Below are 20479 nucleotides of genomic sequence, written 5' to 3'. Positions count from 1 at the left end.
GCCGCTTGGGGCTTCCTCGAGCTCGTCACCGTGCTCCAGAGCCAGATCTTCACCCACCTCCCGCACGGTCTCGGCTTCAGCACCGAGCCGATCTGGTGGCCGCTTCCATTGCTGGCGCTGTCCGGCGTGCTGGTTGCGCTGACCATCCGCTACCTCCCGGGAACGGGTGGGCACCTGCCGGCCGAGGGGTTCAAGGCGGGAGGCGCGCCGACACCGATCGAGATGCCGGGCGTCTTCTTCGCCGCTCTGGCCAGCCTGGCGCTGGGCGTGGTGATCGGCCCGGAGGCGCCCCTGATCGCCCTCGGAGGCGGCCTCGGCGTGTGCGCCGTGCGGCTGGCCAAGCGCGACGTGCCCGACAGGACGATGACGGTGGTCGCTGCGGCCGGTAGCTTCGCCGCCGTGAGCACCCTGCTGGGCTCGCCCATCGCCGGCGCCTTTCTCCTCATGGAGGCCTCGGGTTTGGCGGGCGCCATGATGGAGCTGGTGCTGCTGCCCGGTCTGGTGGCCGCCGGCATCGGCTCGCTCGTCTTCGTCGGGTTGGGCGCGTGGAGTGGGCTGGGGACGTTCTCGCTGGCGATCCCGAACCTTCCCCATCTCGCCAGACCCGACGGCGCCGAGTTGGGGTGGGCGATTGGCGTGGGCCTGGCCGCCGCCCTCCTGGGGTCGGGTATCCGCTGGCTCGCCTTGTTCCTCCAAGCCCGCGTCACGCCGCGGATGATCGTGCTGACCCCGTTGGTCGGGTTGGCAGTCGCCGGGCTGGCGATCGCCTTCGCCGAGGGCACGGGCAAGGGCAGCTCGGAGGTGCTGTTCTCGGGCCAGTCGGCATTGGGACCGCTGCTCGCCCACAGCGCGACCTACTCGCTGGGTGCGTTGGTTCTCCTCGTTGCCTGCAAGGGGCTTGCGTACGGCGCGTCGCTGAGCAGCTTTCGCGGTGGGCCCATCTTCCCGGCCCTCTTCGTCGGTGCTGCGGGCGGCATGGCCCTGTCGCACGCACCGGGCCTGCCGCTGGTGGCAGGAGCGGCGATGGGAATGGGAGCCATGATGGTCGTGATGCTCAGGCTCCCGCTGACGTCGGTGCTGATACCCAGCTTGCTGCTGCTGTCCGATGAGGTGGAGGTCATGCCGCTGGTGATCGTGGCTGTTGCCGTCGCGTACGTCGCGTCGTCGAGGTTCACAGCGACACCACGCCCGACCGCACCCCCGACGCCGGCGTCGGCGCCACCCGCGGAGGCAGTGGGAGCCTCGCGAGGCTAGCTGGTCAGCGCGCTGTCGTCCGATGGCTGATGCGATGCCACACGCGTCGTTGGAAGTGGAGGACGATCGAGCCGACGACGATCAGCACGACGATGTTCAGGAGGAGCTGGAACAACGAGCCCCGCGCCTCACGCCAGCTGGAGAACGCCGCCGAGACACCGATGTCGGCGGCGGCTGGGATGGTCGTCACCGAGACGAAGACGCCGATGAGGGCGCCGGTTCTCGCCTCGGCGAGCGACACGACCCCGACGACGCCGGCGAGCACGGCGACCACTACGGAGAAGAAGTCCGGGTTGTTGATCAGGTCGGACACCGGCCGGACACCCCGGTCGAAGGCCGTCGGCTGCAGGTCGAAGGCGTGCACGATCAGGCTGAAGAGCAGACTGGCGACGATAGCGAAGAGGAACCCGACGACGAGTGCGCGCAGACCTCGGCCGATGCGGGGCCGGTCGCCGTTGTTGATGCCGAGGGCCACGCTGAGGACGGCGTAGTACTCCGGCCCCACGATCATGGCGCCGACGATGAGGATCTGCGAGTTGGTGAGTATCCCGATGGCTGCGAGCACGCCGGCGATCGTCAGCAGGACGAACCAGCTGGGGGGGTAGGTCCCGAGAGCTCGCATCCTGGCGTCGACCTGCTCCCAGATGGGAGAGAACGCCTTGCCGATCGGCTCTCGACCCTCGGCCCGGGCGGCTGCGTCCGAGATCGATGACTCGACGGCGTCGATCATGATCGAGCCCCGGCGGTCCACCTCCAGGCGCCGGAGCTCTCTGAGGACCGAGTTGGCTTCCGCCGAGATGACGTCGAACTGCACCGCGTCGCCGTCCGGGCTCCGCGCCGCGCCATCGAGGACGACGACGTCGAGCACGCCGGGGTTGTCGAGCAGGGTCTCGACGAGCCTCGGGGTCACATCGGAGGGGCTGACCGCCCTGACGTGGATCATCGTCAGATGATGGCGATCGGGTTGACGGGCGAACCGGTGCCGGTCGGCAACCGAAGCGGGGCGATCACGCACAGGAACGTCCACCGGCTCCGGTCCCCGCAGACCCTCATGAGGTCCTCGAGCTGGAGGTAGTCGAGGAGGTACAGCCCGAGGGCCTCGATGGCCAGCACGTGGACTGGGAATGCGACGCCGGCCGCGGCGCTGGGAGCGGTGTCGTTGTTGCCGTCGCTTCCGAGCACGGCGACGCCCCGGTCGGCGAGCAGCTCCATCGCCGCAGGATGGAGGCCCGCTCGCTCCTCGGCGGCATTCCAGGGCCCGAGCTCGGCGCGGCGGCGCCGGTGGCCGACGCGCACGAGCAGGATGTCACCCTGGCCGATGCTGACGTGCTCCGCTCGCTCTGCCGCGAGGAGCTCGTCGACGTGGACGTGATCACCGGGCTCCAGCCAGGGAACGTTGCGCAATCGCGGGATGTCGAGCAGGACACCCCGGCTGACGATCCCATCGTGGGCTTCATCGACCGAGAGGGCGGTCGCCCCGTCTTGCGTGATGGTGTCGGCGGCCACCCCGTTGTACAGCTCGCCGTCGTAGATCACGTGGCACAGCGCATCGAGATGGCTGTCGGCGTTGCCATGGATGTTCATCGTCAGCCGGTCCATGGCGAAGTCCAGCCCGGACGCCGCCGCGTGACCACCCGGTGGACCGGTCATCTCATGGCCGGCTGGCTCAGGATTGTCGGGGGTCGTCGAGGTCTCCACCGGCGCGGCGAGACCCACCGACCGGCCCAGACGCACTTCATTGGTCGCCGCTGCCAGCACCGACGACGGGGTGATGTTGTTGAGCGCACCGCGCCGGTCGTCGGGCCCCCAGCCATGCTGGTGCCTGAGTCGCTCGTACAGCGCGCGGAACTCGGAAGCGCTGATACCGGGTCGCTGGGCGGCACCCGGGGTCATGGTCGCGCTACCCGGGGCGCGGCCAGCCGCTGACGGAAGACGTGGTAGCTCCACGCCTGGTACCCGACGACTAGGGGCACGAAGATGCCGGCGACGACGGTCATGAGCGTGAGTGCGTACGAGCTGGCGGCGGCGTTGCCGATGGTGATGTTGAACGCCGAGTTGGTGCTGGACACCATCACGTTGGAGTAGAGCTCGGCGAAGATCGTCGTGATGGTGGCTCCCATCGCCACACAGGCCGAGCCGAACGCCCATCCCTCCCGCACGGTGCCGGCGAGCCACGCCGCGGCCAGCGCGGCCACCACGGTTATGGCGGCGAAGACATTGGGGGCGAACCCTCGGCCGGCGACGAGCCCCGTCCAGATGACGAAGCCCGCCACGAGGAGGGCGGCGGCCACGCTCACGCGACGGGCCACCCCCGTGACGCGATCGTGAAAGTCCCCGGTCGTCTTGAGGGCCAGGAACGTCGCACCCGACAAGAGCGAGAGCGCCACCAGCGTGACCCCGGTCCACAGGCCGTAGGGGACGAGGAGGTTCCAGAACGTCCCCGTGTAGACGTGGTCCCGGTTGATCGGCAGGCCGTGGAGGAGGTCACCGAGCGCCACGCCGATCAGCAAGGGGATGACCGCGCTGCCGAGGGTCATCGACCACTTCCATGCTGTTCGCCACCTCGGGTCGTCGAGCTTGCCCCGGTACTCGAAGGACACACCGCGCGCCATGAGTGCCAGTAGGACGATGAGGAGAGCGAGATAGAGGGCGGAGAACATCGTGCTGTACCACAGGGGGAAGGCGGCGAACGTGGCGGCGCCGGCCACGATGAGCCAGACCTCGTTGCCGTCCCAGGTCGGACCGATGGTGTTGATCGCCACCCGGCGCTCGAGGTCGTCTCTGGCTACGAACGAATGGAGCATGCCGACACCGAAGTCGAAGCCCTCGAGCACGAAGAACCCAACCCAGAAGAAGGCCACGATCACGAACCACAAGCTCTTCACGCCGCCTCCTAGTACACGATCGCGGGCACGTCGGCCCCTTCGGGCTGCTTCTCTTCGCGGGCGTCTTCGGCCTCGGGCTCTTCTTCCAGCGCCTTGCGCCCGTACCGGATCATGAGGTAGCCGTCGGCGGCGCCGAGGACGATGTAGATCGATGCGAAGGCGATGAGGCTGATCCAGACCTCCGTCGAGCTCACCGACGGTGACACGCCCTGGGTGGTCCTCATCAACCCCTGGACGATCCACGGCTGACGGCCGTTCTCGGTCAAGAGCCATCCGGCGATCGTCATGAGGAACGGCGCGACGACTGCGTAGATGGCGACGCGCTGGAACCATTTGGATCTATCGAGCCTTCGCCGGATGCCCAGGTACGCACCCCACAGGGCGAACAGGAAGATGAGTGCCCCCAGGTAGGCCATGACCCGCATCCCCCAGTACTGAATGAAGACGATGGGCACGTAGCTGCCGGGCCCGTACTGCTTCACGTACTGGGCCTGGACCTGGTTCATGCCCTCGACCTTGCCGTTCCACGTGCCCGTGGCCAGTATCGAGAGCAAGTGGGGGATAGGGATGATGAGATCGGGATTCTGGTCATTGTTGCCGCCCCCGATCTGGAAGGCGGAGAAGGAGCACGGCTGGCAGGTGTTCCACTGACCCTCGGCGGCGGCGATCTTCATCGGCTGGTACTTGGTCTCGTTGATGCCGAGCCGGCCGCCGAAGAACATCACGAGCGCCGCCGCCGGGAGCAGCACCACCAGCGACAGGGTCGCCGTCTTGCGGAAGGCGTGCACCTGGTGCCTCTTGCGCAGGTGCCAGGCGGAGACGGCCAGCATCACCAGTGCGCCGGTCACGATCGACGCCATGATCACGTGCAGGTAGCCCCAGTAGAAGACGGGGTTCGTGAACAGCGCCCAGATGTCGGTCAGCTGGGCCTGATGCGTCTGCGGGTTGATGGTGTAGCCGACGGGGTGCTGCATCCAGGAGTTGGCGGCCATGATGAACATGGCCGAGAGGATCGTGCCCAGGGAGACCATCCAGATGCAGGCGAGGTGGATCGGTCTCGGCAGCCGGTTCCACCCGAAGATCCAGAGGCCCAGGAAGGTGGACTCGAGAAAGAAGGCGGCGAGGCCCTCCATGGCCAGCGGACCCCCGAACACGTCTCCGACGAAGCGGGAGTAGGCCGACCAGTTCATCCCGAACTCGAACTCCTGGATCAGCCCGGTGACGACGCCGATGGCCACGTTGATGAGGAGCAGGGTCCCGAAGAACTTGGTAAGGCGGCGGTAGACGGGATCGCCTCCCCAGCGGAGCGAGCGGTGCCAGGCCGTCTGCAGGAGGGCGACGAGGAAAGCGAGCCCGATGGTGACCGGGACGAACAGGAAGTGGTAGATGCTCGTCGTCGCGAACTGCCACCTCGAGAGTTCGGTCATCGCATCGAGCTCCTTTCCTCTGCGTCGTCTGCCTCGCCTGCGCCACCGCCCGCCGCCGCCATCTCCCGCCACCACAGGTCGCAATACGACCCGCCGGCACCCAGCAGCTCGTCGTGGGTGCCGCGCTCGACGACCCGACCGGCGTCGAGCACCAGGACCTCGTCGACGGCCTCCAGCCCGGCCAGCCGGTGGGTGATGAGCACCGTCGAGCGGCCCGAGGTCAGCGCCAGGAGGTCTGCGGTCATGGCGTCCGCCGCCGGCCGGTCGAGATGCTCGGCGGGCTCGTCGAGCACGAGCACGGGGAACTCCGCCAGCACGGCCCGCGCCACGGCCACCCGCTGCCGCTGACCTCCCGAGAGACGCGCGCCCCGCCCGCCGACCTCGGTGGACAGACCCGCGGGCAGCTCCGCCAGCCACGGGCCCAGCCCGACCCGGTCGAGAGCGGCCCGAAGCTGGGGGTCGGTCGCGTCGTGGCGCCCGACCCGCAGGTTCTGCGCCAGCGTCGTCTCGAAGATGTGGGCGTCCTGGGTCACGAGCCCGACCACGGTCCGCACGTCGTCTCCTGCCAGGGAGGCGAGCTCGACGCCGTCCAGGGCGACAGACCCGTCCTCGTAGGGGAGGAATCGGAGGAGCACGGCGGCGAGCGCCGACTTGCCCGCGCCGCTGGGCCCGATGACCGCCACCCGCCGACCTGGCGGCAGGGCGAGGTCCACGCTGTCGACGGCCCGCGCCGGCTGGCCCGGGTAGCGGGCGCTGACGGACGCGGCCCGCAGCTCGTGCGTCCCCGCACATTGCTCTGGTTCCACGTCTTGTCGAAATGAGCGACCCGCGACTCCCGCCCCGCGCTCACCTTCGACGTGACGCGGAACAACATCAATGCTCCGAGAGATCGGCGCCGGCACGCTCGGCTCGGCCACCGGTGCGGGCGCGTCCATCACGGCGAAGACCCGCTCGGCCGACCGCCGGGTCCGCTGCAGGACCTGCGTCGCCACCGGGAGCCCGACCACGAGCTCGAAGGCTGCCAGCGGGACGAGCACGATGACGGCGAGCAGCGTGCCGTCGAGGCGGCCCGAGTGCACGGCCGGGATCCCGACGAGGAGACTTCCCCAGGTGGCGAGGCCCGCCAGGAGCGTCGTCAGGGCCAGCCCGATCCCCGCCGTGCCGGCTGACGCGCGCGCGGCCCGGGAGAGCTCGGCGTCGGCGGCGGCGACCCGCCCGAGCTGTGCGCCCGTGGCGCCGAAGACGGCCAGGTCGGGAGCGCCGTCGATCAGGTCGACCACCGAAGCCGCCAGCTCTCCGCGCGCCGCGGCTTGACCGGACTCCGAGCGGCGGGCCAGGGTCCCCGTCAGCCACGGCACGATCGTCGCCGCCAGCAGCAGCGAGGCCAGGAGGATCAGGCCCGACGCCGGCAGCAGCCACCAGACCAGGCCCACGGTCCCCCCTCCCACCACGACGGCGATGGCGAAGGGAGGGATCACGCGCAGCACGACGTCCTGGAGGGAGTCGACGTCCTGGACCAGCCGGGCCAGGAGGTCGCCGCTGCGGAAGGCCGGAAGACCGGTCGGCGCCAGGGTCTCGAGCCGTCGGTACACCCGTATCCGAAGGTCGGCGAGCACCCGGAAGGCGGCGTCGTGGCCCACCAGCCGCTCGCCGTAGCGGAGGAGGCCTCTCGAGAGGGCGAAGAACTGCACGCCCACGATGGCGACGCCCAGGGCCGACTCGGATGGCCGCTGGGACGCCCTCGAGATCAGCCAGGCCGAGGTGGCCAGCAGACCGATGGCGGCCCCGATCGCTGCCGCCCCGAGGAGGGTGGCCAGGGCGAGCCGTCCGGCCGCCGGGCGGGCGACCGAGAGGGTCCGCCCCAGCCCGCTCATGTGGCCGCCCCTTCGGGAACGAGGCTGACCACCCGGTCCGCCAGGGCCACCAGCTCGGGCCGGTGGGCCACGAGCAGGACCGTACGCCCCACCACCAGGCGCCGGATGCGGCCGAGGACCGCCTCCTCGGTGGCGCCGTCGAGGTTCGCGGTGGGCTCGTCCAGCAGCAGCAACGGCGCGTCCCTCAGGAACGCCCGAGCCAGGGCGACCCGTTGCCGCTCACCGGCCGACAGCCCGGCCCCCCGCTCGCCCAGGCGGGTGTCGAGCCCTCGGGGCAGGCGGTCGACGACCTCTTCGAGGCCGGCGTCGGCGACGGCGCGCGCCACGTCGCTGGTCGGCGCATCCGGCCGGCCCAGGCGCACGTTTTCGGACAACGACGCCGCGAACAGATGGGGATGCTGCGGCACCCACGCCAGCCGTGACCGCCAGGAATCGATGTCCAGCTCGTGCAGATCGAAGCCACCCACCCGGACCGATCCGCTGTCGGGAGGGATCAGCCCGAGCAGGACACCGAGCAGCGTCGACTTGCCGCAACCGCTCGGCCCGACAAGGGCGACCACTTCCCCGGGGTCGACGGTGAACGAGAGCGGGCGCAGCGCCGGCTGGCCACGACCGGGAAAGGTCACCTCGACGTCACGTACGGAGATGCCGCTGGCAGACGGACCGGGCCTGACCGTGACGGCGCCGCGGGGTGGGAGCGGCTGCTCGAGCACGGCGAAGACCTGCTCGGCGGCCTTCATGCCCTCGGCGCTGGCGTGGAAGTTCGTACCGAGCAGGCGCAGCGGCAGGTAGGCCTCCGGGGCCAGGACGAGCACGAAGAGGGCGGTGCGCAGGTCGAGGTGCCCACCGAGGAGGCGGAGACCGACGGCGACCGCCACCAGTGCCACCGAGATCGTGGCCAGGAGCTCCAGGACGAGCGAGGAGAGAAAGGCGATCCGCAGCGTGAGCATCGTCGTCTGCCGGTAGCGGTCGGTCATCTCGCCGATGGCCTTGGCCTGGGCCTTGGCCCGCCCGAAGACCTTCAGCGTCGGGAGACCGGCGACCGCGTCCAGGAAGTGGCCGGCCATCCGTTGGAGCGTGTGGATCTGGCGCTCCGTCCGTTCCCCCGTCGAGGCCCCCACGAGCGCCATGAACAGCGGGATCAGCGGGATGGTGACGGCGATGATCGCCGCCGAGATCCAGTCGAGCCCGGAGACCACGGCGATGACGGTGATCGGAACGATCGCGGCCAGGAAGACCTGCGGCAGATAGCGCGAGAAGTACCCGTCGAGGGCGTCGATGCCGTGCGTGGCGAGCACGGCCAGGGCACCCGTGCGCTGGTTCTCCAACCGGGCTGGCCCGAGCGCGGCGATCCGTTCCACGAGCGCGGTCCGCAGCTCGGACTTCGCACTGGATGAGGCCCGGTGAGCGGCCCGCTCCGCGCCCCAGCTGAGCGCCGCACGGGCCACGATCGCGGCGAGGAGGAGCATGATCGGCACGCGCAGCTGCGCCAGGTCCTCCCGGTGGGCGAACGCACCGGCCACCGTCTCAGCCAGCAGCCAGGCCTGGGCTACGACGAGCAGCGCGGTGACGCCGCCGAGCAGGACCGACAACAGCAGGTAGGCGCGCGTGGTGCGCGCGTACTTCAGGAGTCTCGGGTCGAAGCCCCCGCTCTTGCTTGTCCGAGCACGTCCGATTTCTGGCTCCCTCTCGACCAGCGCCGCCCGCTCCTCCCCGGTGCGCCATCCTCCCAGGCCAGCGGTAGCGCGTCCTCACCCCGAGAGGATGATTGTGGACCGGTGGCCTGGGGAATCACCCACTGCGGGTGATGACGGTCGCCACGCCCCTTCATACGCTTCTCCTGCGAACGGGGAGGAGAGCGGGTGCCGGAGCGCTACGACGTCATCATCATCGGCAGCGGCGCGGGTGGGGGAACCCTTGCGCACACGCTCGCCCCCTCGGGCCTCAAGGTCCTCCTCCTCGAGCGCGGCAACTACCTGTACCGGGAGACAGAGAACTGGAACCCGGACGAGGTCTTCGTCGAGGGTCGGTACATCTCTCCCGACACGTGGTACGACGCGGACGGCAAGCCGTTCCAGCCCCAGGTCCACTACTTCGTCGGCGGCGCCACCAAGATGTACGGAGCCGCCCTCTACCGGTTGCGCCCTCGGGACTTCGGCGAGCTGAAGCACGTCGACGGCATCTCGCCGGCGTGGCCGCTCTCCTACGACGATTTCGAGCCCTGGTACACGAAGGCCGAGTGGCTCTACCAGGTGCATGGCAACCACGGCGAGGACCCGACCGAGGGCCCCTGGAGCAAGGACTATCCCTGGCCCGCGGTCTCGCACGAGCCCCGCCTGGAGCAGCTGTCGGACGACCTCCGATCCGCCGGCTATCACCCCTTCCACGCTCCATGCGGCATCCTGCTCGACGAGGCCGACCGCGCCAAGAGCACCTGTATCCGCTGTGCGTGGTGTGACGGCTATCCCTGCATGGTGCACGCCAAGTCCGACGCCGATGTCATCGCCGTCCGTCCCGTCCTCGACAACCCGAACGTGACGTTGCTGGTCGACGCCCAGGTCACCAGGCTCGAGACCGATCCCACGGGTCGCACGGTCACGGGCGTCGTCGTCACCCGCGGTGGCCAGGACGAGGTCTACGAGGCCGACATCGTGGCCCTCTCGGCGGGAGCGGCGAACAGCGCCAAGGTCCTCCTCGGCTCGGCCAACGACCAGCATCCGAACGGTCTCGCCAACGGGTCAGACCAGGTCGGCCGGAACTACATGTTCCACAACTGCAAGGCCGCGGTTGCCCTCGCCAAGGAGCCCAACGAGACCGTCTTCCAGAAGACCCTGGGCGTGAACGACTTCTACTTCGGGGTCGACGACTACGAGTTCCCGGTCGGAAACCTGCAGATGGTGGGCAAGTCGAACCCGTCAGCGATGAAGGGTGAAGAGCCCAAGCTCACCAAGCTGGCGCCGAGGTGGAGCCTCGAGAAGGTGGCCAGGCACGCAGTGGACTTCTGGCTCACGACGGAGGACCTGCCGGTGGCGGACAACCGCGTCACGGTGGACCGCCACGGGAGCATCCGGCTGGCGTACACGTCGACCAACGACCAGGAGGCCGAGCGCCTCTACCACGAGTTCAAGACGCTCCTGAACCGGGTCGGCATGGCCAACCACCACCTGCTCGACAAGAACTTCTACATGGACATCAACATCCCGGTCGCCGGGTGCGCCCATCAGGCGGGCACGTGCCGGTTCGGGACGGATCCGGCGACGTCGGTGCTCGACGAGAACTGCAAGGCTCACGAGCTCGACAACCTCTATATCGTCGACACGAGCTTCTTCCCGAGCATCGGCGCCGTGAACCCGGCCCTCACGGCCATGGCCAACGCCATCCGGGTCGGTGAGCATCTCATCGATCGGATGCAGTAGGCGCAGCAGGGCGGGAACCGGCGGACAACCAGGAGTCGATCAATGGATATGGACCAGATAGAAGCGGAACTGAGCCTCGCTGGGAAGGTGGCCATCGTCACCGGTGGGAACAGCGGGATCGGCCAAGCGGTCACCCTCGCTCTGGCCGACCGGAGCGCCAACGTCGTCATCGACTACGTGGCCCATCCCGAGGCCACCGAGGAGCTCGAGCGCAAGATCGCGGCCATGGGAGACCAGTCCATCGGGGTCGAGGCCGACGTCAGCAAGGTCGCCGACCTACAGAGGCTGATCGACAGCGCCGTGAAGGCCTTCGGTCGGCTCGACGTGATGATCAACAACGCCGGCGTCGAGAGTCGGACCGGGGTGCTGGATTCAACCGAGGAGCAGTACGACGAGGTGCTCGACATCAACCTGAAGAGCGCCTTCTTCGGCACGCAGCTGGCGGCGAGGCAAATGATCGCCCAAGGTGGCGGGGGGCGAGTCATCAACATGACGTCGGTCCACGAGGACTGGCCGATGCCGGGCAACACGCCCTACTGCCTGTCCAAGGGGGGAATGCGTATGCTGACCCGGACGGCGGGGGTGGAGCTGGCGCCCCACGGGATCACGGTGGTCGGCGTCGGTCCGGGCGCGGTGATCACGCCCATCAACAGATCCACGCTTGACGATCCGGAGAAGCTCAAGCGCATCAACGACGCCATCCCGCTGGCCCGCATGGCCGACCCGGACGAGATCGCCAGGGTCGTGGCTTTCCTTGCCGGCGCTGGATCGAGCTACGTCACGGCGACGACGATCATGGCCGACGGCGGCCTCATGCAGAGCAGCCCGGGGCTCTGAGCGGGAGATCGTCGGCACACCTTGGCTGACCAACCGCGACACCGGGTCGTGGTCGTCGGGGGTGGCTTTGGCGGCCTCCCAGCGACACGCCTCTTGGCCCGGTCGAGGGACGTCGAGGTGACCCTCCTCGACCGGCGGAACCACCATCTGTTCCAGCCCCTGCTCTACCAGGTAGCGACCGGCATTCTGTCGCCCGGCCAGATCTCGCCCGTGCTCCGCCACTTGTTCCGCAAGCACCAGAACGTGCGCGTCGAGCTGGCACGCGTGACGGGCTTCGATCTCGACAGGCGGGTGGTGCGGACGACGATGATCCCCGGGCAGCAGCGGGAGTTTCCCTACGACAGCCTCATCGTGGCTGCCGGGGTCAACCAGTCGTACTTCGGCCACGACGAGTTCGCGCTCATCGCTCCCGGGATGAAGACGATCGACGATTCCCTCGAGCTGCGTCGAAGGATCTACGGCGCCTTCGAGCTGGCCGAGAGCTCGACGGATGCGAGCGAACAGCGGTTCTGGCTGACGGTCGTGGTCGTGGGGGCCGGTCCGACGGGGGTGGAGCTCGCCGGGCAGATCCGGGAGCTCGCGGCACGGAGCCTTCGTCGTGACTTCCGCAGCATCGACCCTTCGTCGGTTCGAGTCGTGCTGCTCGACGGGGGAAAGGAGCCGCTGGCGAACTTCGGGGACCGGCTCTCCGGGAAGGCAGCCAGGGACCTCGAGCACATGGGTGTCGAGCTGCGGATGGGGGAGCGGGTCGTGGGGGTGGACGGCCTCGGCGTCGATGTCGGGGGCCCGGACGGAAAGGATCGGATCAGGGCCGGCACCACGATCTGGGCCGCCGGCGTCCAGGCTTCGCCATTGGCGGCGCAGCTGGCCGAGGCGAGCGGCGCGCAGACGGATCACGCCGGGCGGATCGCCGTGCTCCCCGACCTCACGCTTCCTGGGCATCCCGAGGTGTTCGCCCTCGGCGACATGGCCACCCTCAACGACCTGCCGGGCGTGGTCGAGGTCGCCCTGCAGGGGGGTCTGCATGCCGCCAACACCGTCCGTCGGCGCCTTAAGGGCGACACGAGGAGCGTGGCCTTCAAGTATCGAGATCTCGGCAGCGCCGCGGCCATCGGCCGCTTCAAGGCGATCGTCAGCGTGCGGGGTCTCCGGCTCAGCGGCTTCCCGGGCTGGGTCGTGTGGATGTTCGTCCACATCGGCTTTCTGAACGGCTTCGGCAACAGGCTGACGACGATGTTCCGTTGGGCCCGTTCGATGATCGGCCGCAGCCGGCCGGAGCGGGTCTTCAGCGTGGGCCGCACGGGCGGCGACGTCAGCCTTCCCGAGGAGGTCCGGGCCAAGATCATGCCGAGCCCGTTCCCGGCGATGGACGTCCAGCTCAGGCGGGGTGAGACGACCGACCGGTAGCGGTCTCAGGCTGGTCCAAGGTTGGCGCTGTACGGTTGTGTGGATGCGGATCGCCCCTCCCGGCACCCGTCGATAGTCCGAGCCTTCCAGCGTGGCAGCCACCTTCGATCCTCCCGTCGTCGGCGCGCGGTGGCTGGGCCGCGCCTTCGGACGCGACAGGTCCTGGCTGGCGCCCGATCGGGGGGTCCTGCCTTCGGTGCTGGCGCCGCTCATCGCCGGCACGCTGGCCCTGGTCGCCAGCCTCGAGGGCTGGCGGGGGGTGGACTTCTCGGCCCAGCTCTACCGGATCGGGCTGTTCCACCAGCAGGGGCTGACCCTCTGGGACAGCCAATGGTACGGGGGGCACTGGACCCTCAACTACAGCGTCATCTTCCCGCCCTTCGCCGGTGTCATCGGCGTCCAGGCCACTGAGGTCCTGAGCGCCGCCGTCGCCGCCTGGGCCTTCGACCGCCTGGTGGTCGGCCACTTCGGCACCTCGGCGCGCGTGGGCTCGATCATCTTCGCCGTGGGGACCCTGGTCCAGGTGGCCATCGGCCAGCTTCCGTTCCTGCTGGGCGAGGCCCTGGCCCTGGCCGCCATCTGGGCCGCGACCCGGCGCCGGTGGCGACTGACGGCGGTCCTGGCCGTGGCGACCCCCCTGGCCAGTCCCCTGGCCGGCTCGTTCCTGGTCCTCGCCGCCGTGGCCTGGCTGCTCGCCTCCTGGCCTCAGCGGCGTCTGGCCCTCGCGGCCCTGGTGGCCGTGGCTGCCGTCCCGGTCCTTGCGCTCACCCTGGGGTTTCCCGGTCAGGGGTCGATGCCGTTTCCCGCCTACGACTTCGGCTGGTTGCTTGGGCTGTTCGTGATCGCTGTCGCGCTCATTCCGCGCTGGGAACGCACCCTGCGAACCGGCGCCCTCCTGTATGTGGTCGCGATCGTCCTGAGCTTCGTGGTGCCCAGCTCGATGGGGGGCAACATCAGCCGCCTGGGCGAGTGTGTCGGGGCTCCACTGGCCGCCTGCCTGCTGTGGCCGCACCGACGCCTGCTCGTCCCGGCCGCCGTGGTGCCGCTCGCACTGCTCCACTGGGGACCGTCGGTGACGTCGTTCACCGGGCACAGCGATCCATCGACCCAGACCAGGTACTTCCAGCCCCTCATGGGCTTCCTCGCCCAGCACGCCCAGCCGGCGGGACGGGTGGAGATCGTCCCGACCGCTCGTCACTGGGAAGCCGCCGACGTGGCCCCGTACTACCCGTTGGCCCGAGGGTGGGAACGCCAGCTCGACACGGCGGACAACCCGCTCTTCTACGCCAAGGGGGAGCTCGACGCCGACAGCTACCGGGCCTGGCTGCTCGACAACGGCGTCCGCTACGTCGCCCTGCCTGACGTCAAGCTCGACTATGCCGCTGTGCAGGAGGGGCGGCTCGTGCAAGCGGGCGTTCCCGGTCTCGTTCCCGTCTGGCACGACCGCGACTGGCGGGTGTTCGAGGTCGCGGGGTCGACGGGCATCGTCGAGGGGCCCGCCCGCCTGGTGCGCATGGACGGAGGCAGCATCATGGTCGATACCACCAGCCCCGGTGTCGTACTGGTGCGCGTCCGGTACAACTCCCGCTGGACGGTGGCCGAGGGCGCCGGCTGCATCTACGGGACGCCGAACGGCTGGACGACGCTGGTCGCCAACCAGGCCGGGCCGTTCCACCTCGACCTCGAGCGGATCCCGGCCAGCCAGAGCGGCTGCTGAATCACCCCCTCCGGGTGACGACAGCACACCTCCACGCTCACAGAATTTGGGGTGAGCAGGACCCTGCCGAGCCAGGAGGAACCCATCGTGAGCGATTATCCCCTCATCAGCGACCACGGCCTCATCGGAGACCTCCAGACCTCGGCGCTCGTCACCAAGGACGGCACGATCGACTTCTTCTGTGCCCCGCGCTTCGACTCCCCCAGCATCTTCGCCTCGCTCCTGGACGCCCGGAAGGGCGGACGGTTCCGCATCGCCCCGTTGGTCGACGGTTGCCAGACCACCCAGATCTACTTCCCCCAGTCGGCCTGCTTGATCACGCGCTTCATGACCGACGCCGGGGTGGCCGAGCTGGTCGACTTCATGCCCATCGACAACCCCACCGTGGCCACCGAGAACCACAGGATCTGCCGGGGCGTGCGCTGCCTGCGAGGCGAGCTGCCATTCCGCCTGGAGTGCGAGCCCCGCTTCAACTTCGCCCGCCAGGCCCACAAGCTGTCCTTGACCGGCGAAGGGGCCGTGTTCGAGACGAACGGGAAGCAAACTGTCCTCCACGGCGCTGCGGGCCTCGAACGATCGGGAGACGGCGACGTCCGCCTCGACTTCACGCTCAGGGCCGGCGAGGCGCGGGGGTTCATGCTGGAGACGGGGGCTACGCGGGCACCCCAGGGCATGGACCGGGGCGAGGCGGTACGGCTCTTCGAGCAGACGGTGCAGTACTGGCGTAACTGGCTCGCCAGGTGCACCTACCAGGGGCGCTGGCGGGAGATAGTCCACCGCTCGGCCATGTCGCTCAAGCTCATGACCTACGCCCCGACCGGTGCCCTGGTGGCCGCCACCACCGCCGGCCTGCCGGAGCAGATCGGTGGCGAGCGCAACTGGGACTACCGCTTCACCTGGATCCGGGACGCCTCCTTCTCGGTCTACGCCCTCCTGGGCCTGGGGTACACAGAGGAGGCGAGGGCGTTCCTGGTGTGGATGGGCAATCGGGTCTCTGAGCACGTTGGCAAGGACTCGGGCCCGCTCAAGATCATGTACCGGGTGGACGGGTCCTCGGACCTTGTGGAAGAGACCCTGGACCACTTCGAGGGCTATATGGGCTCGCGCCCTGTGCGGATCGGCAACGGGGCCGCCGACCAGCTCCAACTCGACATCTACGGGGAGGCGATGGATTCCATCGCGCTGGCCGACCCGGTCGAGCCCGTCGGCTACCTGGGCTGGCTGGAGCTCATGCACATCGCCGACTGGCTGGCCGAGAACTGGGACCAGCCCGACGAGGGGGTCTGGGAGACCCGAGGCGGGCGCAAGGACTTCACCTACGGGCGGGTGCAGTGCTGGGTGGCGTTCGACCGTCTCATCCGCATGGCCCGTGATCGGGGCCGGCCGGGCGACGTGCAGCGCTGGACCACCGCCAGGGACGCCATCTACCAGCAGATCATGGACAAGGGCTGGAACCCCGAGCGGGGAGCCTTCACCCAGTACCCGGGGACGGACGTGCTGGACGCGATCTGTCTGCTGATGCCGCTAGTCGGCTTCGTGGGCCCCAAGGACCCGCTGTGGCTGTCGACCATGGACGCCATGGACAACGAGCTCGTCACCGACAGCCTGGTCTACCGGTATAACCCGGCCGCGTCGCCGGACGGCCTGCAGGGATCGGAGGGGACGTTCTCGCTGTGCTCGTTCTTCTACGTGGACGCCCTGACGCGTGCCGGCCGCCTCGAGGAGGCGCAGTATGCCTTCGAGAAGATGCTGACCTACGCCAACCACGTCGGTCTGTACTCCGAGGAGATCGACCCGTCGGGCCGCCAGATCGGCAACTTCCCGCAGGCCTTCACCCACCTGGCGTTGGTCCGCGCCGCCATCGACCTCGACGCCGCGCTCAACGCGGGGGGCGGATCGGTCTTCGAGCTACCGGGCGGGCTCGGTCTGCCGACCGCACTCAACCTGGCGGCGGGACAGCTTCGCCCGGCCCAGGGAGGCACCGGCCTGCAACCCGAGTGAGTTGGGTCGGGTGGACCACCGAATGACCGCGCCAGCGCACCGTTCGAAAGGCTCGCTGCTCTACGAGCGTTTTGATGGCGCCGAGGAAGGCCTGCGGGAGGCGCTGACCTCGACCGGCAACGGCTACTTCTGCACCCGCGGCTCGGCGGAGTGGGAGGACCCCGACGGCGTCCACTACCCGGGCACGTACACGCACGGCGGGTACAACCGGGAGACCACCATCATGGGCGGCACGCCGGTGCTCAACGAGGATCTGGTCAACCTGCCCAACTGGACCGTTCTCAAGCTGCGGATCGGTGGCGGGGAGGTGGTCCGCCTCGACGACGTCGAGCTGCTGTCCTACCGCCACGAGTACGACATCGCGGGAGCCGTCTTGGCGCGAGCCCTGCGCTTTCGTGACCAGTCCGGCGGGGAGACGACCTTGAGCAGCCGTCGGTTCGTGAGCATGGCCGACCGGCACCTGGCGGGCATCGAGTGGACAATCACGGCCGAGAACTGGTCGGGTCGCGTGGAGATCGTCTCGGCGCTCGACGGCCGCGTGGCCAACGCGGGGGTCGCCCGGTATCGGGAGCTCGAGGGACGACACCTCGAACCGGTTCTGCCGCGGACGTTCGGACCCGACGTGATCGCCCTGATGGCGCGCACGCGCCAGTCCCGCATCTACGTGGCCGAGGCGGCGCGCACCAAGGTCTACTCCGACGGGGTGGCGCCCGAGGTCGAGCAAGACCTCTACCAGATGGAGGACTATATCCAGCAGGTCCTCAGCTTCGACGTGCGCGAGGGCGCGCCGGTGCGGGTCGAGAAGATGGTCGGCTTCTACACCTCACGCGACTACGCGACGAGCGAGCCGCTGGGAAGTGCCGGCAACGCAGTGCGAACCTGCCCCTCCTTCTCCGACGCCTTGGCTGACCACCGTCAGGTCTGGAACGAGCTGTGGGAGATGTGTGGCCTGGTGGTCGCCTCCGATCCCGCTGTGCAGTTGCGGTTGCGGTTGCACGCGTCCCATGTCCTCCAGGTCTGCTCGGGTAACACCGCCGAGGTCGACTCCGGAGTCGTCGCCCGCGGGTTGAACGGTGAGGCCTACCGCGGCCACGTCTTCTGGGACGAGCTGTTCGTGCTGCTGTACCTGAGCTTTCGCATGCCACGGGTGACCCGCCACCTGCTCTTGTACCGGGCGCGCCGGCTCGGAGAGGCTCGCCGAGCGGCGCAGGCTGCTGGCTTCCGGGGCGCCATGTACCCCTGGCAGAGCGGCAGCGACGGGAAAGAGGAGACCCAGGTTGTGCACCTCAATCCGTTGTCAGGGCGCTGGGAGCCCGACCTCAGCCACAACCAGCGCCATGTCAACGCGGCGATCTTCTACAACATCTGGCTCTACTACCGGGTTACCGGCGACCGCGAGTTCATGGTCGATCACGGAGCCGAGATGATGCTCGAGATCGCTCGGTTCTGGGGTTCGCTGGTTTTTTACAACCCCGAGCGCGACCGTTACGAGATCCACGGGGTGATGGGCCCGGACGAGTTCCACGAGAGCTACCCCGGCGCAGAAGGTGGGGGCTTGCGCAACAATGCATATACCAACGTCATGGTGGCTTGGATCTGCCAGATCGCCCCGAAGGTGCTCGACTTGCTCCCAGAGGGGCGGGCTCGATCTCTTCGAGCTCGGATCGACCTGACCGATGACGAGATCGACACCTGGGCGCGGGTGAGCCGGAGGATGTTCGTGCCGTTCCACGCCGACGGCATCATCAGCCAGTTCGAGGGATACGGCCAGCTGGCCGAGCTCGACTGGGATGCCTACCGTGAGCGCTACGACGGCAAGATCCAGCGGCTCGACCGCATCCTCCGGGCAGAAGATGACGATCCTGGCCGCTACAAGATGTCCAAGCAGGCCGATACCGTCATGCTCTTCTACCTGTTCTCGGACGAGGAGCTCGCCGGGTTGTTCGAGAGGCTCGGCTACGAGTTTGCTCCGGACACGGCGCGCAAGAACATCGACTACTACGACCGCCGGACCTCCCACGGGTCGACGCTCAGCTTCGTCACCTACGCCGGCGCCCTCGCCGAGGTGGACCCCGACAGAGCCTGGGAACGGTTCCTGGTGGCCCTCGAGAGCGACATCGGCGATATCCAGGGGGGGACGACGAAAGAGGGCATCCACATGGGGGTCATGGCCGGCACGCTGGACCTCGTACAGCGGGCGTTCCTCGGGACCAGTATCCGCGATGACGTGTTGTCGTTCGCGCCGCGGCTGGTGGAACCTCTCGACGGATTGTCCTTCTCGATGCAGTTTCGCGGGGTGCCGCTCCGCGTGAGCCTCAGCGGGGCAGAGCTGACGGTGGCGGCGCTTCCCGAGGCTGTCGGCGGGCCCGTCAGGGTGGCGATGGGCGCCGATGTGAGGGAGCTTCGGCCGGGTCAGCGCTGCGCGTTCAAGGTGGGCGGAGCATCATCCGGAGACCACTCTCGACAGGAGGAACGGGATGTCCGAGGGATTTGAGGGAGCGATCTTCGACGTCGATGGGGTGCTCGTCGACTCCCCGCACGAACGGGCCTGGCGCGAGTCCCTCGAGGAGCTCATGAAAGGAGAGTGGCGCGACATCCGGGAACAGACCACCTGGTCGCCCGAGCGGTTCACCCCGCAAGTCTACGAGCAGCTCATGTCCGGCAAGCCCCGCATGAGCGGCGCTCGTGCCGTGTTGGAGTACTTCGAGGTACCCGACATCGACAGCCGGGTGAACACCTACGCTGATCGCAAGCAGTCGATGGTGGTCGGACTCATCGAGGCGGGGGAGTTCAAGGCCTACCCCGACGCTCTCCGGCTCGTGCTGAGCGTGCGGGAGAGAGGGATCCACGTCGCCGCCGCGTCCTCGTCGAAGAATTCCGAGCCGATGCTGCGCCAGATCCGCCTGGACAAGTTCGCCCAGGAGCAGGGCCTCCGCGACGACTCGGTTACGCCGGGACTGACCCTGCAGGCCGTCTTCGACGCCGACGTGTCCGGTCGCGACTTCGCCCACGGCAAGCCCGACCCCGAGATCTTTCTGACCGCAGCCACCGAGCTGGGACGACCGCCGCAGCGCTGCTTTGTCGTCGAGGACGCTGTGTCGGGCATCCAAGCGGCGAAAGCGGGGGGCATGGCCGGCCTGGGTATCGCCCGGCACGGCGATGCGGAGATGCTGGGAAACGCCAAGGCGGACCTCGTGGTGACCTCGCTCGACATGGTGGATCTCGACCGCCTGAGCGACGGCGTTCTCGTCGCCAGAGAGGCCTGAGAGCTAGGGCAGGGAGGTCGTCATCCTCGCAGAGGCGTTCGCGCTGGCGCTGCTCTCCGGGCTGTGGCCGGTGGGGCTGGCGGCGATCGCCGCCTACCTCGACCGGCCCCTCCTCCGGTACGCCTTCGCGTACCTGGCGGGTGCCGCCCTGGCCGAGAGCGCGAGCAGCGCGGTGGTGCTCGTCGGCCTCGGGGCCGCCGGGTTCACCCGCCAGCGACCGACCCGCAGCGGCTGGCTCTACGTCGCGATCGGCCTGCTCATCCTGGCCTTTGCCGCCGTGGTGTACCTCCGGTCCCGCCGGCGCTCGAGGAAGGACAAGCCCGAGGACAAGCAGGACAAGCGAATCCACGAAGGGCGAGTCGCCGTGGCCTTCGGGCTCGGGCTGGTGATGTGGC

Annotated in this window: 15 protein-coding genes; 9 read left to right on the top strand and 6 right to left on the bottom strand. The window is 68.9% G+C overall.

What is annotated here, in order from left to right:
* Nucleotides 1-1254, top strand: a 1254-nt coding sequence (locus VGF64_15600) for a chloride channel protein (GenBank protein ID HEY1636188.1), incomplete at its 5' end; no start/stop codon positions are given.
* Between the two features lie 4 nt (nt 1255-1258).
* On the opposite strand, the gene VGF64_15595 is transcribed toward VGF64_15600, so the two are convergent.
* Genes VGF64_15595 through cydD form a run of 6 tightly spaced genes read right to left on the bottom strand, consistent with a single transcriptional unit; the run spans nt 1259 to nt 9035 of the window.
* Complete coding sequence (locus VGF64_15595; protein HEY1636187.1) at nt 1259-2197, bottom strand: DUF389 domain-containing protein; 939 nt, start codon at nt 2195-2197, stop codon at nt 1259-1261.
* Between the two features lie 2 nt (nt 2198-2199).
* Nucleotides 2200-3147 carry a cyclase family protein gene (locus VGF64_15590; protein HEY1636186.1) on the bottom strand — a complete coding sequence of 316 codons (948 nt, stop codon included), beginning with the start codon at nt 3145-3147 and terminating at the stop codon, nt 2200-2202.
* Nucleotides 3144-4139, bottom strand: a complete 996-nt coding sequence (cydB, locus tag VGF64_15585) for a cytochrome d ubiquinol oxidase subunit II (GenBank protein ID HEY1636185.1) — start codon at nt 4137-4139, stop codon at nt 3144-3146. Before cydB ends, VGF64_15590 begins: the two co-directional genes overlap by 4 nt.
* 8 nt (nt 4140-4147) lie before the next feature.
* Nucleotides 4148-5566 carry a cytochrome ubiquinol oxidase subunit I gene (locus tag VGF64_15580; GenBank protein ID HEY1636184.1) on the bottom strand — a complete coding sequence of 473 codons (1419 nt, stop codon included), beginning with the start codon at nt 5564-5566 and terminating at the stop codon, nt 4148-4150.
* Nucleotides 5563-7440: a thiol reductant ABC exporter subunit CydC gene (gene cydC, locus VGF64_15575; GenBank protein HEY1636183.1), complete on the bottom strand. Its 1878-nt coding sequence runs from the start codon at nt 7438-7440 to the stop codon at nt 5563-5565. Before cydC ends, VGF64_15580 begins: the two co-directional genes overlap by 4 nt.
* Nucleotides 7437-9035, bottom strand: a complete 1599-nt coding sequence (gene cydD, locus VGF64_15570) for a thiol reductant ABC exporter subunit CydD (protein HEY1636182.1) — start codon at nt 9033-9035, stop codon at nt 7437-7439. The genes cydC and cydD overlap by 4 nt, the downstream gene beginning before the upstream one ends.
* A gap of 267 nt (nt 9036-9302) precedes the next feature.
* Between cydD and VGF64_15565 the strand changes: the two genes are divergently transcribed.
* The 8 genes from VGF64_15565 to VGF64_15530 form a co-directional block, all read left to right on the top strand.
* Nucleotides 9303-10856: a GMC family oxidoreductase gene (locus VGF64_15565; protein ID HEY1636181.1), complete on the top strand. Its 1554-nt coding sequence runs from the start codon at nt 9303-9305 to the stop codon at nt 10854-10856.
* Between the two features lie 48 nt (nt 10857-10904).
* Entirely contained in the window at nt 10905-11693 is a 789-nt protein-coding gene (locus VGF64_15560; GenBank protein ID HEY1636180.1) for a glucose 1-dehydrogenase, read from the top strand.
* 21 nt (nt 11694-11714) lie between these two features.
* Nucleotides 11715-13100 (top strand): NAD(P)/FAD-dependent oxidoreductase, encoded by a 1386-nt coding sequence (locus VGF64_15555; protein HEY1636179.1) that lies wholly within the window; start codon nt 11715-11717, stop codon nt 13098-13100.
* 91 nt (nt 13101-13191) lie between these two features.
* Nucleotides 13192-14817 carry a hypothetical protein gene (locus VGF64_15550; GenBank protein ID HEY1636178.1) on the top strand — a complete coding sequence of 542 codons (1626 nt, stop codon included), beginning with the start codon at nt 13192-13194 and terminating at the stop codon, nt 14815-14817.
* 87 nt (nt 14818-14904) lie between these two features.
* Nucleotides 14905-16818 carry a glycoside hydrolase family 15 protein gene (locus VGF64_15545; protein ID HEY1636177.1) on the top strand — a complete coding sequence of 638 codons (1914 nt, stop codon included), beginning with the start codon at nt 14905-14907 and terminating at the stop codon, nt 16816-16818.
* Between the two features lie 22 nt (nt 16819-16840).
* Nucleotides 16841-19312 (top strand): glycosyl hydrolase family 65 protein, encoded by a 2472-nt coding sequence (locus VGF64_15540; GenBank protein ID HEY1636176.1) that lies wholly within the window; start codon nt 16841-16843, stop codon nt 19310-19312.
* Nucleotides 19296-20084, top strand: coding sequence for an HAD-IA family hydrolase (locus VGF64_15535; protein ID HEY1636175.1), 789 nt, complete (start codon nt 19296-19298; stop codon nt 20082-20084). Before VGF64_15540 ends, VGF64_15535 begins: the two co-directional genes overlap by 17 nt.
* Nucleotides 20085-20154: 70 nt before the next feature.
* Nucleotides 20155-20479 (top strand): hypothetical protein (locus tag VGF64_15530; protein HEY1636174.1); only part of this gene is annotated, 325 nt, incomplete at its 3' end.

It is taken from the genome of Acidimicrobiales bacterium (assembly GCA_036491125.1).
GTDB lineage: Bacteria > Actinomycetota > Acidimicrobiia > Acidimicrobiales > AC-9 > AC-9.
The sequence above is the reverse complement of the archived record's forward strand: the minus strand, read 5'-3'. Positions and strand labels throughout refer to the sequence as shown.

Bases quoted from the DNA above. Each gene is read 5' to 3' on its own strand.
- VGF64_15580 (HEY1636184.1), bottom strand. From the start codon at position 5,566: ATGACCGAACTCTCGAGGTGGCAGTTCGCGACGACGAGCATCTACCAC.
- VGF64_15535 (HEY1636175.1), top strand. From the start codon at position 19,296: ATGTCCGAGGGATTTGAGGGAGCGATCTTCGACGTCGATGGGGTGCTC.
- VGF64_15560 (HEY1636180.1), top strand. From the start codon at position 10,905: ATGGACCAGATAGAAGCGGAACTGAGCCTCGCTGGGAAGGTGGCCATC.
- VGF64_15595 (HEY1636187.1), bottom strand. From the start codon at position 2,197: ATGATCCACGTCAGGGCGGTCAGCCCCTCCGATGTGACCCCGAGGCTC.
- VGF64_15590 (HEY1636186.1), bottom strand. From the start codon at position 3,147: ATGACCCCGGGTGCCGCCCAGCGACCCGGTATCAGCGCTTCCGAGTTC.
- VGF64_15540 (HEY1636176.1), top strand. From the start codon at position 16,841: ATGACCGCGCCAGCGCACCGTTCGAAAGGCTCGCTGCTCTACGAGCGT.
- cydC (HEY1636183.1), bottom strand. From the start codon at position 7,440: ATGAGCGGGCTGGGGCGGACCCTCTCGGTCGCCCGCCCGGCGGCCGGA.